Source organism: Melghiribacillus thermohalophilus (assembly GCF_004342905.1).
GTDB classification, from domain to species: domain Bacteria; phylum Bacillota; class Bacilli; order Bacillales; family Alkalibacillaceae; genus Melghiribacillus; species Melghiribacillus thermohalophilus.
Genome location: NZ_SMAN01000012.1, coordinates 32809 through 47069, shown reverse-complemented (window position 1 = coordinate 47069; position 14261 = coordinate 32809). Strand labels below are relative to the sequence as shown.

Sequence of the window (14261 nt, the reverse complement as noted above, 5' to 3'; positions counted from 1 at the left end):
AATATTCAATGAAAAAAATCCTGGTTACAGGAGCATTAGGCCAGATTGGTTCGGAGCTAGTCATGAAATTGCGTGAAGAGTACGGCTCTGACCAGGTGATCGCTTCCGATATTCGAACGATGGATGGTGACGTGGTTCATTCAGGACCCTTTGAAATCTTAGATGTTACCGATGATCAGAAGATGCATGATATTGCCAAAAAATATCAGGTGGATACCATTATTCATCTGGCTGCTCTGTTATCTGCAAAGGCGGAAAATAATCCGCAGCTGGCGTGGAATTTAAACATGGGCGGTCTGGTCAATGCTTTAGAAGTGGCCAGAGAGCTCGGAACGAAATTTTTTACCCCAAGTTCCATCGGAGCATTCGGGCCAACAACGCCAAAGGACAACACACCGCAGGATACGATTCAGCGTCCAACAACCATGTACGGAGTCAATAAAGTAGCAGGAGAGCTCCTCTGTGATTACTACTATCATAAATTTGGCGTTGATACCCGGGGTGTACGCTTCCCTGGCCTGATCTCCTATGTGACACCTCCAGGGGGCGGAACGACGGACTATGCAGTAGAAATCTATTATGAAGCCATTAAAAAGAAAACGTACTCGTCCTATATCGCTGAAGGTACCTATATGGATATGATGTATATGCCAGATGCCATCCGCGCCATTATTCAGCTAATGGAGGCAGATCCTGATCGTTTAACACACCGGAATGCCTTTAATGTCACAGCCTTCAGCGCTGCTCCGGAAGATTTCGAAAAAGCCATCCGGAAGCATATCCCAGAATTTGAAATGGATTATGATGTCGATCCTGTCAGACAATCCATTGCCGAAAGCTGGCCGAACTCCATCGATGCGTCTGCAGCCAGAGAAGAATGGGGATTCCGTGCTGAATTTGACCTGGATAAAATGACAGAAGATATGCTCAAAAAGCTGGATAGCAAATTAAAAAACGCTAATCACGTGTGAGATTAAACCCTGCGCCTTATTAGATGGCGGCAGGGTCTTCTTTTTGCGAAAACATGAAAGGATAACAAGTCTCTTGCATTCTCAGATGGGGGTTGATTGTCCAGCTCCGGCACCCACCCTTGAGCTGCTTCGGACTGTGCAGCGGAAATAACCTCCTCGCTGGTTCTCCAGCAGTCTTCGGGGCCTGCGTGGTTTCTTATTCGTCACAGGGGTCGGATTGGCTATTGGTTTCTGCATTCCGCTTTAAAAACGTCCCATATCTCATTATTTATCCTGCTATCTCCCTATTTTGTGTCTATCTTTTCAGTTACCCCGCTAGATTGCCTGCACAAGTAGAATTCTCCAGTCTTATGATATATGGAAACCTCCTTGAAAGAAAGATGGTGAGTAAAGATGACCAGAGATTTGAATGTGAAAATCAGGGAGATCGAGCTTAGACTGAGCGAATTAGAGGAACAGCATGATAACATAGCCGAATATTTAAAAAATGTATTGTCTGAGAATGATATTAAAGTTTTATTGAGTGATTATCTGGAGTATAAACATTATTTGTCCAGAGAACAGATTCAATCTTTAATCAGCAAAGTTCATAGTGAAAAAGATAAAGACTATGTCATAAAAGAGGAAATGGAAAGCAGTCTCCGGAAATACCATATTAAAACATTGAAATGGGGAGTTACCTTTGTCTTAAGCACAGCTGGTCTGATTATTGGCATCATTCGGATTTTTTTCTGAATACCATAAAAAAGTACAAGCATCAGGTATTTAGTAGTTGACAAAAAATCATTTGTATTAAAGGATAAGAAGCAAAGAGGAATGATAAAATAACGATCAACGATATAATAGAGAAAGGTGAGGTAGTCCCGATGAAAGCAAAACCATGCATCGATTCCCTTGCAGTTAAAATATCCCATGTGCTTCCTCCGGATACGAACAGTCATGGAACATTATTTGGGGGAAAATTAATGGCTTATATTGATGATGTAGCAGCAATTGCAGCGGAAAGGCATTCCCGGAGGCCTGTTGTTACTGCTTCTACAGATTCAGTGGATTTTCTTCATCCGGTAAAAGAGGGAGATACCATCTGTTTAGAAGCTTTTGTCACATATACCCATCACACATCAATGGAGGTATTTGTCAAAGCTGTAACGGAAAATTTGATTACTGGAGACCGGAAAATGTGTGCAACTGCCTTTTTAACGCTGGTCGCCCTGGATAAAAATAATCGTCCAACCCCGGTCCCGAAGGTCTATCCTGAAACAGAAGAGGAGAAATGGCTGCACGAAGGTGCTAAAAAGAGGGCTGAATATCGCCGGCAGAGAAGAGATGATTCGAAGGAGCTTGCCGAAAAATTTGGAACAGACCTGCCCTGGAAAAGAGGGAAATAACCGTTGATGATCCCTTTTTAATGTTACAATCATAGATCAAAGGGGTTTTTGTTCCGGCACTAGACTTTAGGGAGTGATTGCATGAATGATATGAATGAGTACAGGGCCAGAAAAAACGGACAGGTAACACCGAAAATGCTATTAGAGCTTCTTGAGAAAGAAATTGAAGAGGGAAACATAGATGCACTGGCTTATGTAGCCCGGCGAAAAGACGGATATATCATATCTGGCTGGTCAAATATGCCTCATACAGAAATCATCGGTTTGTTTGAGGTTGGAAAAAAACAGGTGATTGATCATATGTATGAGAATGAATAAGAAAGAAGGATGGCAGGGGATGTCTCATATCGTCCCGTTTGAACATGGTCTACAATCTGCTATATTCTTGCTGCTATGATTTTGTTATGGTCATCTTAATTATTTTCCGTTTGACTTCATCTGGTTAAAGAACAAAATGATACGATGATGGGAACAGAATAAAAAATAATTGAATTACTGAAAGAAAAAGCAAAATAATATTTGCTGTGTACGATTACCCCGAATTCAGATGTCTTCATCTACTGTAAAAGCTACAGCAAACAGCAAAACCAGAGAACATGATCATCATGTCTCTGGTTTTTTGTGTGCGAGGATGAAGAAAGAATACCCTGGATATTATAATTCCATATCACTTGATGCTAATCGCAGGAGGATATTGTAAGTTTGCAAAAAGGTTAGAGGTTCGTTTTGCTTTCTTTAAAAAATCCCATCAGTTCTTCCAGAGGAAGCGGCTTGCTTAAATAAAACCCCTGAATTTCGGTGCAGCCCATTTTTTTCAACATCTGCAAATGTTCCGGCTTTTCAACTCCTTCGGCTGTCACTTCAAGGTCCAGATTCTTGGCTAGTCTCACCATCATCTGGGCGATTTGCTGATCTTTCTGGTTAAAGTCCATGTTCATAATAAAAGATTTGTCAATTTTAATTTTTTGCACGGAAAGTACTTTTAGGTGACTTAACGATGAATAACTCGTCCCAAAATCGTCCAGTACAACCCGAAATCCATTCTTATGCAGAAGCTGAAACTGTTCCTTTGCCATTTGCATGTCTAGCAGGGCACTTTCGGTAATTTCAAGCTCAATTGAAGCTGGTGACAATTGGTGGTCCGTTAAAGCATTTTGTAATTTATGGATAAATTCATTATCCTTCAGTTGCAGGGGTGAAATATTTACAGCAGCAATCAGATCAGGTATGTATGTTTTTAGAATCACTAAATCGTTGCACACCTGATGGATCACCCAGTTACCGATGTTCTGAATTTGATTCGTTTCTTCTGCAATCGGAATAAATTCACCGGGAGAAATAATCCCCAGTTCAGGGTGATTCCATCGAATAAGTGCTTCTACATTATAATGACCGTCCCGCAAATCCAATTTAGGCTGATACACCAGGAAAAACTGATTTTCGTTCAAAGCCAGGGGCAGGTCACTGGTAATTTTGCGGCTTCGGCTATCCTCGCCCGTATGAAGGTCATCTGCCTGCTGCATGCCTGCTTTATCCCCGGCAGGATCGGCCTTCAGCATACGCTGAAAAGCTTTTGACAAAGCAGTACGAATGTCGGCTGTATCCTTGTGAACGAGGGCTGAGCCAGTTCGGGGACTCAGATGAATTTCCGTTTCTTTTATTTTAATCGGTTTTTTTAATTCTTCTAACCATTTTTGAGTCATGCTGTTCATTTGAAATGAGTTTTCTGTATGCAGGGCAATGACAAATTCATTATTCGAAACCCGGCTCACCAGGTCTTCTGGCTTCAATAGAGTTTTGATTCGATTGACTATGTGGTGAAGACATTCCATTTCAAAGCCCTTGAGATCTGGATGATGGAAAAAACTCATCTGAGGGTAAGAAAGATAAATTAAATTCCAGATGGAATTACGGTAAGTATTAAGCCGTATCTTGCTTTCCAGTTGACTGAGAAATGTTTCAATATAAGGAAAGCCTGTAATTGGATCTGAAATCGAAGCCCCGCTCTCAAGCATGACCACACGGGTAATATCCCTGGTTAGTCCAATGACATACCATTCATGGTTATACGAGATCGGAATTAAAATGGATTCCCCATATCTTTCTTCAGTGTCCATATTTAAACGATCGCGGTATGTGATTGGGTGTTTTTTTTTAATGGCTTCGTGGTACTTTTTGGAAAGGTGGTCCGCCACATCATCGTCATAAACTTCCCGAATGGTTTTGCCTAAGTCTTCTTCCTTTAAAGAGGCTAATTGTTTAGCACTCTGACTTACCCGTTGATACCGAAAGTCATTTGGAGGTATAAATTTCATCAGAAACACGATATCAAACAGCTTTGTAAACATTTCGAAAAGCTGTTCCTCTTTAAACACAATCTGGCTGTTGTCGTTGTGCATCTATAATCACCTTTATCTGGTTTTGACATGTTTTTCTCCGTGTTTTGTCAATCTTGACTTATGTACATATATCGACAATACATGAAAATATTTTAGTATTTTCATGGTATTTGCCGATGGAAAAGAGACGATTTCCTTCCTCCGTTTCTAACTGTCTCATATACAAATATTTACCATTGATTAACACTTGAGGGGGCCGCCTATTGACGAATCTGGGTGAAGTACTTACACTTAATTTAAGTATATTCTGAAAATTGAATAAAGTAAACGCGTATTTTGCTATGATGGACCCTGGCTCAAATCATAGGGTGATTGATCAAAAGGAGAATTGGGCTATGAATCATTATGGATGTTTCAAAATAGGCATAAGAAAGCAGGGACTTGTTATGGATCCACTGGATCATAACAGGTCCCTTTTTCATTACGCACTTTATTGTGATAAAGGGATGGTGTGGACATATGATTACGTTAACAGGCAATGACTTGACGGTCCAGGAAGTAGAGCGGGTTGTTTTTGGTCATGAAAAGGTGGCCATTTCCAATGAAAGTATGGAAAAATTGCGTAAAAGCCGGCAAACCATAGAAGAGATGATTAAACAAAAGCAAGTGATTTATGGGATAAATACAGGGTTTGGGAAATTGAGTGATGTCGTTATTGACGAAGATGCTCTGGATGACTTGCAGCAACATCTGATTGATTCCCACTCCTGTGGGGTGGGGGAGCCTTTTTCTGAATCAGTTAGCCGGGCTATGGTACTTCTTCGGGCCAATGCCCTTGCCAAAGGTTACTCTGGAATCAGACCGATCATTGTTGAAAGACTGATTGATCTAATCAATGATGGCATTCACCCGGTGATTCCCCGGCAGGGTTCCCTTGGTGCCAGCGGAGATCTGGCCCCATTGGCTCACCTGGCACAGGTTTTGACGGGAAAGGGAGAGGTGTTTGATCAGGGGAAAAGGATATCGGCGATCGAAGCACTCAGGCGTGAAGAACTGGAGCCAGTCCAGTTAAAAGCAAAGGAAGGATTAGCCCTGATCAATGGCACACAGGCTATGACAGCTGTCGGGGTAATTGCTTATCTTGAAGCTGAAAAACTGGCTCTTCAGAGCGAACTCATTGGGGCCATGACGCTGGAAGCACTAAGGGGAATCATTGATGCTTTTGATGAAGATCTTCATCAGGTGAGAGGTTATCCGGAACAACAGGAATCAGCCAGACGGATACGTTTGATGTTAAAGGATAGTCAGCTGGTAACCCGACAGGGGGAGTTAAGGGTGCAGGATGCTTATTCTTTAAGGTGCATGCCCCAGGTGATTGGAGCGACCTGGCAATGCCTGAATTATGTCAGAGAAAAATTACAGATCGAAATCAATGCGGCGACAGATAATCCGCTGATTTTTTCTGATACCGAAAAAGTCCTTTCCGGTGGCAACTTCCATGGTCAGCCGATCGCACTGGCTATGGATTTCATGAAGACGGGAATTGCGGAAATTGCCAATATGGCAGAACGTCGGGTGGAACGGATGGTGAACCCTCAGTTGAATGATCTCCCCCCATTTTTAAGCACCAATCCGGGATTGCAGTCAGGAGTGATGATTATGCAATATACGGCAGCATCCCTGGTATCCGAAAATAAAACGTTAGCCCATCCAGCCAGCGTGGATTCCATTCCGTCGTCAGCCAATCAGGAAGATCATGTCAGCATGGGGACGATAGCTGCCCGTCATGCTTATGAGATCATTCAAAATGTCAGACGGGTCCTGGCCATTGAACTGATCTGTGCCATGCAGGCAGTGGAGATTCGGGGAAAAGACAAAATGGCTACGGTTACGAGGAGATTTTTGGAGGATGCCCGACGGATTGTTCCACGCATTGACAATGACCGGGTTTTTTCAAAGGATATTGAAGCTATGAATCATTGGCTAAGGGATTTGAGCATGGAACAAATGGATAAATATGTATATCCTTCATCCACTCGTGTCAGATCGGAGAGATGAGACATGAAATATTTGATTGCTGAAAGAGATGACTTAGAACGCAAAGGACTTCGCTGGCTGATTACCTCTCATCAATTACCTTATTCTGAAATGATAGAGGTCAGGGAGCCTGAGAGATGTATTCAACATATCCAGAAAAAACAGCCTGATGTCATTGTACTGGAGCTGGATATGTTTACGGATGATCAACTGCATTTTCTGGAAAACTACTTTTCTCAACATGATGCCCGATTGATCGCTCATACCGGCCGGAAAACCTTTGACTCTGCCTACAGAGCATTGAAACTCTGCGCTGGAGCCCTGTTTGTTAAGCCTTTTGACACCGATGAATGGATCAAAACATTGCGGCAACTGATTAGAAGAACCCGAAAACCGTCATCTGAATACTGGGGAACCACTGACGAGTGGTCGGACACCTCGTGGATCTACCATTTGCTTTTCGGCCTTCCCATTGATCAGGACGAAATGAAAAACATGACCAAACATCTCCCATTTGAGAGACCGCCTACCACTGTAGTCGTGCTGGATGTGGATGAAGAAAGCCGTACCTCTATAAACCCTAAAGAGCTTCTGGATACGGTCAGGGAACATTTAGCCGAGTATCGGCCTCTGGTGGTCTATGTGGAGCGAAAAATCGTACTGCTGTTTGACCTGCATTCCATCGCAAAGGATGCCACCGTCACCAACCTGGAACAGATTATGCTCAGATTTTGCAGGAAAGTAAAAACAGAGTACCGTTTTTCCCTTACAGCAGGAATTGGAAACAGTTATGATCACCCGAAGTATCTGCATCAGTCCTACCTGGAGGCGACACAGGCTCTGGATCGCCGCTTTTATTTTGGAGGTAATCAAGTTTTTAGTGATCGTCACCCGTTTATCCTTTACCGAATAGATCCCTTTTTATCACCGGAAGAACGGGATGAGCTGCTGCATTACCTGGAACAAACCGATCGGCAGGGAATCAAAGACTGGCTTTATCGTCTGTTTGGAACCTTTCCTGACCCTTCTGACAGGTTTCCTTCGCCGGATGATATGAGAATTAAATTGACCAGTGTCATGGCGAATCTGCGGCGCTTCATGCTCAAAAAGGAATATTTAACAGGGGCAGAAAACCAGTACCGAAATGTGCTTGAGAGAATTTTGAATGGTGAAGTGCTAGCAGATATTGTCCAGCAGCTCCTTTATTTTTGCTATCAGTTATGTGATCTTGTGGAAAAAAGAGAACGCACGTACCAATCCCTTCTAGTCCAGCAGCTGATTCAGTATATTCAAGAACACTATGCAGAACCTATAACCCTTAAAGATGCGTCCCGATTAATTGACAGAAATCCTTATTATATCAGTCATCTATTTAAGCAGGAGACCGGATGGACTTTCAGTGATTATATACAAAAGACTCGGGTGGAGAGGGCAAAAGGGTTGTTAAAAACCCCCCGGCTAAAAATTCATGACATAGCCCGTCAGGTTGGTTTTGAAGACCCGGCTTATTTCAGTAAGGTGTTTAAAAAATGGGTTCAGCAGACACCGAGGGAATGGAAATCAAAAAATAGCACTAGTTCAGCAAAATCGTCATAAAAACGTAAATAGCACGGGGTTGGACCAGCAAATTAAAAACAAAACAATCATTATTTTCTGAAAATTTTAACTGGATGAAACCCCTTCCTGGAGATATGATGTAGAAAAAAGGAGGGGTACCATGGCGCAAACGAAAACGACAGGTTTGGAATCGAATTTGCCGCCGGAAAAAAATCTGGCCGAATCCATTTTGAAGTTAGTTGTATTTAGTGCTATTGGGATTTTTATGTTTTTTATTCCCATTTCCGTCGGAGGCACGTCGTCTATTCCACTGGACCATGTGGTCAGCTGGGTTCGAAGCACATTTCCTTCACTGGTACCCATTTATGCACTTATTGTGATTGTACTCGGTGCGCTTTACCCTTTTGTAACAAAGACCTGGAATAAAAATAAAGTGGAAATGGTGTTTTCGTTTTTAAAGGTTTTAGGCGTATTTGCTGCCATGCTGATTTATTTTGAGGCCGGACCAGAGTGGCTGCTGGCTCCGGATATAGGACCGTTTTTGTTTGATAAACTGGTGATACCTGTAGGCATTCTTGTTCCGATAGGGTCGGTATTTCTTGCCTTCATCGTCGGCTATGGACTGCTTGAACTGGTTGGCATTCTGCTGAAACCAGTCATGCGGCCGATCTGGAAGACACCCGGGAGATCGGCCATTGATGCTGTGGCATCTTTTGCTGGCAGTTATTCCATTGGACTGTTAATTACGAACAGGGTGTATAAAGAAGGGAAATATTCGGTCAAAGAAGCGATGATCATTGCCACGGGCTTTTCTACGGTATCGGCAACTTTTATGATCGTCGTTGCGAAAACATTAGGGTTTATGGAGATATGGAATGCTTTTTTCTGGACCACGTTGCTGGTTACGTTTATTGTGACAGCCATAACTGTTCGGATCTGGCCCCTGAGTAAGGAAAGGGAAGATTATTTTCATCAGCCTGTTAAGGAACCTGAGCCAGAAGGAAATATGATTAAAAGTGCCTGGAACGAAGGGATAAAAGCTGCAGGCAATTCTCCTTCTTTAGGGCAAAATATCTGGGAAAACTTGCGTGATGGATTTGTGATGACCATGAGCATATTGCCTTCCATCATGTCTGTTGGGCTCATCGGCCTGCTTCTTGCAACGTATACTCCAACCTTTGACATTATCGGTTACTTGTTTTATCCATTTACACTGCTTCTGCAAATCCCGGAGCCAATGCTGGCTGCCAAAGCTGCTGCTGTTGAAATTGCCGAAATGTTTTTGCCGGCTCTTCTCGTTGCAGAAGCCCCACTGGTTACGAAGTTTGTAACAGGTGTCGTATCGATCTCATCAGTACTCTTCTTCTCAGCATCTATTCCATGCATTCTTTCGACAGACATTCCGGTAAGCATTCCGAAACTATTCGTCATATGGATAGAACGGACGATTTTGACGCTGTTAATTGCAACTCCAATTGCATTTATGATACTTTGAAAAATTTTCGGGGGGATTTAGTGATGACGAGTATACACAAACCGATTCGTGCGCCGCGTGGAACCAAACTGAATACGAAGGGGTGGATTCAGGAAGCAGCTCTTAGAATGCTGATGAACAACCTCGATCCGGAAGTGGCTGAAAAACCGGAGGAGCTTGTGGTTTACGGCGGAATCGGGAAAGCGGCCCGAAACTGGGAAAGCTATCACAAAATTGTGGAGACGTTAAAGGAACTTGAAAATGACGAAACATTGATTGTGCAGTCAGGAAAGCCGGTTGCTGTGTTTCAATCTCATGAGGATGCCCCAAGGGTACTCCTGGCCAATTCCAATCTCGTTCCGGCCTGGGCCAACTGGGAGACGTTCCGTGAACTGGAGAAAAAGGGTCTGATTATGTTTGGCCAGATGACTGCCGGGAGCTGGATTTATATTGGTACCCAGGGGATTCTTCAGGGAACCTATGAAACGTTTGCAGAAGCTGCCCGCCAGCACTTTAATGGTACGTTAAAAGGGACCCTGACGGTTACGGCAGGTCTTGGAGGCATGGGAGGGGCCCAGCCCCTTGCCGTAACCATGAATGAAGGGGTGGTGATTGCGGTAGAGTGTGATGAACACCGCATTCGCCGCCGGATCGAGACCAAATATCTAGATGTGATGACCGATTCCCTGGATCAAGCCCTGGAAATGGCGAAAGAGGCAAAGTCAGAGAGGAAACCTCTTTCCATTGGCTTGCTCGGGAATGCAGCGGAAATTTTGCCTGAGCTCGTCAGGAGGGGCGAGGTGCCGGATCTCGTGACCGACCAGACGTCTGCCCATGATCCATTAAACGGGTATCTGCCGGAAGGAATGTCTCTGGAAGAAGGAGAAAAGCTGCGCCAGTCTGACCCGGACGAATACCTCAAGATAGCCAGGGAAAGCATCGCCAAACATGTACAGGCCATGCTGGATTTACAAAAGGCAGGAGCGGTCGTTTTCGATTACGGAAATAACATTCGCCAGGAAGCCTATCATGCTGGTGTTAAAAATGCCTTTGACTTCCCGGGGTTTGTTCCTGCTTTTATTCGTCCGCAATTTTGTGAAGGAAAAGGTCCGTTCCGCTGGGCTGCCCTGTCCGGGGATCCGAAAGATATTGATAAAATTGATGATGTGCTCTTGAAGGAATTTGCGGATCATAAACATCTGTGCAAGTGGATTCGTATGGCAAAGGAGAAAGTGGCATTTCAGGGGCTTCCTTCCCGAATCTGCTGGCTCGGTTATGGGGAGCGGGCGAAATTTGGACGAATCATCAATGACATGGTCGCATCCGGAGAAATCTCCGCTCCTATTGTAATCGGCCGGGATCATCTGGATTGCGGATCAGTGGCATCGCCAAACCGGGAGACAGAAGGAATGAAAGACGGCAGTGACGCCATTGCCGACTGGCCGATTTTAAACGCCCTGATTAATGGTGTGAATGGGGCGAGCTGGGTATCTGTCCACCATGGTGGCGGTGTTGGCATGGGGTATTCCATTCATGCCGGCATGGTCATTGTAGCTGATGGTACCGAAGCGGCTTCAAAGCGCCTGGAGCGGGTGCTCACTTCTGATCCGGGTATGGGCGTGGCCCGTCATGTGGATGCGGGGTATGATCTTGCCGTCCAAACAGCAAAGGAAAAAGGGGTCCATATTCCGATGATGGATTAAATAGGCGGGGATAGATGCTGGTAATCAATTTTTAAAGGAAAAAAGAACAGGCGGCAGAACGCCATGCCTGTTCTTTCCGTTATTTTTTGAGAGATGATAGACGGGCTGATTGTGATAGATAACATGTTTAAAAAAGTCTGAATCATCCCATGGAAGACATACAGAGGAGGAATAGTGATGGAAACATCCGTAGATTTCGTGATTCATCCTATCGGGCAATTGCTGACCATGGATAAGCCTGGACCCGTGAAGGGTAGAGAAATGCAAAATCTGGAGGTCGTTGAAAATGCCCTTGTTGCCGTAAAGGATGGAAAGATCGTCTGGGCCGGACCGGAAAAAGAGGCTCCTGAATTTGAGGCTTCCCAGAGGATAAATGCAGGAGGGAAGCTGGTTACCCCGGGCCTGGTAGAACCCCATACCCATCTGGTGTTTGGCGGGTCCCGGGAGCATGAAATGACCCTGAAGCAAAAAGGTGTCCCGTACTTAGACATTTTGAAACAGGGTGGGGGAATCCTATCCACTGTCAAAGCAACCCGGGAAACATCCGAAGAAGAGCTTTTGCAAAAGGCCCTGTTTCACCTGGACCGTATGGCCATGCATGGGATTACCACAGTGGAAGCGAAAAGCGGTTATGGGATGGATCGGGAAACAGAACTGAAACAGCTGCAGGTGGTGAAAAAAGCGAACGAATCCCATCCTCTGGATCTGGTGTCCACCTTTTTAGGGGCTCACGCCATAACGAGGGAATATCAAGATAATCCGGACGCCCTGCTGGATGAGATGGCCGATATGTTTGAGGAAATAAAAGAGAAAAATCTCGCAGAATTTGTGGATATTTTTTGCGAAACCGGGGTTTTTACCTTAGAACAATCCCGTCGATACTTATCGAAGGCCAGGGAAAAAGGATTTAGTGTGAAAATCCACGCGGATGAAATTGATCCGTTAGGCGGTACCGAATTAGCGGTTGAACTCGGGGCCGTAAGCGGAGATCATCTGGCGGTGGCATCTGAAGAAGGTATCAGGAGGCTGGCTGAATCCAATACGATCGGAGTGCTGCTCCCGGGAACGACCTTTTATTTAGGGAAAGATGACTATGCCCCGGCTCGGAAAATGATCGAGGCGGGAGCCGCGATTGCCCTGTCCACCGACTTCAACCCGGGGAGCTGTGTGACGGAAAACCTGCAGCTGATTATGTCCCTTGCAGCGCTGAAACTGAAAATGACACCGGAAGAAATCTGGCATGCGGTTACCATTAATGCGGCTTATGCGATTAATCGTGGGAACGAGGCAGGAGTGATTGCAAAGGGGCGGAAAGCGGATATTGTGATCTGGGATGCCCCGAATTATCTTTATGTTCCATATCATTACGGGGTCAATCATGTGCATACGGTGTTTAAAGACGGTCAAATAATTTTTGAGCGGGGTGGTCTGATTGGCTGAGTTTAAACATGTCCGTCCAGCAGGGGAGGCCATGTTCAAGGATCGTTATATCACAAAAATAAAAGAGCTGTTGACACCGTGGCAGAAAGGAGTGAAAGGGGAGTTTGGCCTGGTTGGCGCCCCTCTGTCCAAATCATCCATCAGCCATTCCGGTGCAGCCTTTGCCCCGGGAGCCATTCGGGAAGCGATGCAATCCTATTCGACGTATTCAGGAGAAATGGGGGTTGATTTGAAAGATCGGGTGATCGTGGATTTTGGAGATGTAGATTTGCACCCGACGGATATTCCAGGAAGTCAGGAGCAGATTTACGAAGGAGTAAAGGAAGTTCTCGATACCGAAGCCGCTGATCACTGGATGGTTCTGGGTGGGGATCATTCCATCAGCTTTCCGTCCATTCGTGCCTTCCGGGAAACGTTTGGCCGTATTGGGGTCATTCAGTTCGATGCCCATCATGATTTGCGGAACCTGGAGGACGGCGGTCCGACGAATGGAACCCCATTTCGGAGTCTTTTGGAGCATCAGGTTTTGGAAGGAAAGGATTTAATTCAAATGGGGATTCGGGATTTTGCAAATGGCGAAGCGTATGATCAATTCGCAAAGGAAAAGGGCGTTACGGTTTATACGATGGGAGATGTGAGAAAGCAGCCGATGGAGGATCTGGTGAATCAGTCGCTGAAGCAGCTGGAGGATCAGGTGGATGTGATTTATCTTTCGGTCGATATGGACGTTCTCGATCAGGCCTTTGCCCCGGGGTGTCCGGCGATCGGTCCCGGAGGCATGGACAGCCGGACCCTGCTTGAAGGGGTGTATCATGCTGCCAGACACCCAAAGGTTCGGGCGATGGATATTGTCGAGATTGATCCAACGGTTGATTTCCGAAATATGACAAGCCGTGTTGCTGCCAACGTCATCCTGGCGTATATGAAAGGGAAGGTAAAAAACTTTAATTAAGCTGATTAGATTCGTAATGAGGTGCTTTCCTTTTTGAAGAATGGAAAACCCAGTCATGATGTCATGGCTGGGTTTTCTGATGCTCGAGATTAAATCTAGCCTGAATAAGATGACTGATAAGAGTCAAGTGAGTGGGATAAGGACTGCTCAAGTGCGATAACTTGATCTGAAGTTTTGATAATAGTGACACAAGCGTTGATATCTTGACTCGAAGCGTAGAAAAGTTTGCTGCAAGAAAAGACAAATTTTTTTGAGGTAAATATAATGTGATGGAAGGAGAAAATAAATTTTTATGAAGTGCAGATAATCTTATAGAAGAAGAAAATAAATTTTTTTGGGGCGTAGATAAGCCTGCCGCAAGAATAGATAATTCTTTCAGAGAATTAAATAATCAACTGTA

At 44.7% G+C, this 14261-nt stretch carries 11 protein-coding genes; 10 read left to right on the top strand and 1 reads right to left on the bottom strand.

Features of this window, described 5'->3' with window-relative positions:
- Positions 1–8 precede the first annotated feature (8 nt).
- The 4 genes from EDD68_RS09370 to EDD68_RS09355 all read left to right on the top strand — a co-directional run bounded on the left by EDD68_RS09370 (position 9) and on the right by EDD68_RS09355 (position 2677).
- Positions 9–971 (top strand): L-threonine 3-dehydrogenase, encoded by a 963-nt coding sequence (locus EDD68_RS09370; protein WP_132371985.1) that lies wholly within the window; start codon positions 9–11, stop codon positions 969–971.
- A 411-nt stretch (positions 972–1382) separates the two neighbouring features.
- Complete coding sequence (locus EDD68_RS09365; RefSeq protein ID WP_165902127.1) at positions 1383–1706, top strand: DUF342 domain-containing protein; 324 nt, start codon at positions 1383–1385, stop codon at positions 1704–1706.
- Positions 1707–1837: 131 nt separating this feature from the next.
- Positions 1838–2359, top strand: coding sequence for an acyl-CoA thioesterase (locus tag EDD68_RS09360; RefSeq protein WP_132371983.1), 522 nt, complete (start codon positions 1838–1840; stop codon positions 2357–2359).
- Between the two features lie 81 nt (positions 2360–2440).
- Positions 2441–2677 carry a hypothetical protein gene (locus tag EDD68_RS09355; protein WP_243646819.1) on the top strand — a complete coding sequence of 79 codons (237 nt, stop codon included), beginning with the start codon at positions 2441–2443 and terminating at the stop codon, positions 2675–2677.
- Positions 2678–3072: 395 nt separating this feature from the next.
- Here EDD68_RS09355 and EDD68_RS09350 read toward each other — a convergent pair whose 3' ends face one another.
- On the bottom strand, positions 3073–4758 hold the full coding sequence (locus EDD68_RS09350; RefSeq protein ID WP_132371982.1) for a sensor domain-containing protein: 1686 nt from the start codon (positions 4756–4758) through the stop codon (positions 3073–3075).
- Positions 4759–5217: 459 nt separating this feature from the next.
- Here EDD68_RS09350 and hutH point away from each other — a divergent pair, with 459 nt between their 5' ends.
- From hutH to hutG, 6 genes are all read left to right on the top strand, one after another.
- Positions 5218–6756: a histidine ammonia-lyase gene (gene hutH, locus EDD68_RS09345; RefSeq protein ID WP_132371981.1), complete on the top strand. Its 1539-nt coding sequence runs from the start codon at positions 5218–5220 to the stop codon at positions 6754–6756.
- A 3-nt stretch (positions 6757–6759) separates the two neighbouring features.
- Positions 6760–8331 (top strand): helix-turn-helix domain-containing protein, encoded by a 1572-nt coding sequence (locus tag EDD68_RS09340; protein ID WP_132371980.1) that lies wholly within the window; start codon positions 6760–6762, stop codon positions 8329–8331.
- 121 nt (positions 8332–8452) lie between these two features.
- Positions 8453–9787, top strand: coding sequence for a YjiH family protein (locus EDD68_RS09335; protein WP_132371979.1), 1335 nt, complete (start codon positions 8453–8455; stop codon positions 9785–9787).
- A gap of 23 nt (positions 9788–9810) precedes the next feature.
- Positions 9811–11469: a urocanate hydratase gene (gene hutU / locus EDD68_RS09330; protein ID WP_132371978.1), complete on the top strand. Its 1659-nt coding sequence runs from the start codon at positions 9811–9813 to the stop codon at positions 11467–11469.
- A gap of 177 nt (positions 11470–11646) precedes the next feature.
- Positions 11647–12909 (top strand): imidazolonepropionase, encoded by a 1263-nt coding sequence (gene hutI, locus EDD68_RS09325; protein ID WP_132371977.1) that lies wholly within the window; start codon positions 11647–11649, stop codon positions 12907–12909.
- A 31-nt stretch (positions 12910–12940) separates the two neighbouring features.
- Complete coding sequence (gene hutG, locus EDD68_RS09320) at positions 12941–13861, top strand: formimidoylglutamase (RefSeq protein WP_132372018.1); 921 nt, start codon at positions 12941–12943, stop codon at positions 13859–13861.
- The last annotated feature ends 400 nt before the right edge of the window (positions 13862–14261 follow it).